1 pseudogene is annotated in these 404 nt (G+C 54.2%); it reads right to left on the reverse strand.

What is annotated here, in order from left to right:
* A pseudogene (locus tag HX786_RS32095) lies at positions 1-253 on the reverse strand (LacI family transcriptional regulator); the annotation flags it as partial.
* Positions 254-404 lie beyond the last annotated feature (151 nt).

The raw sequence follows: 404 nt of genomic DNA on the forward strand, positions 1-404 counted from the left end.
GCAGCATGTCTTCGACGTCGCTGACCTGTTTGGACACGTCGTGGCGGGCGTCGGTGATGATCAACTGCGCACCGATGGTCGCCCCGGCTTCCTGCAGGGCGTCTTTCATGGTGACGAAGTAAGGGTTGTTGATTTCCTGGAAGGACGCGCCGATGCGGATGGGGACGGGTTTGGTGTCGGCCAGTGCCAGGCCAGCGGTGCCAAGATTGATGCTCAGAGCCAACAAACACAGGGTTTTCGGAAGCATTTTCATGGTGGGGATCTCTGTTTTGTTTTTATTTTTAGAGCAAATGTTATCGTTAACATTTTGTAAGAAGCTAGCAAAGAAATTGGGGGGTCGCAAGGGGTGTTTGATCGGTGGTGGCGGGTGTGGTGGACATATCTGTTGCTGCGGTAACGGCCGC

Origin of the sequence: Pseudomonas sp. 21615526 (assembly GCF_013386245.1) — a bacterium.
Lineage (GTDB): Bacteria > Pseudomonadota > Gammaproteobacteria > Pseudomonadales > Pseudomonadaceae > Aquipseudomonas.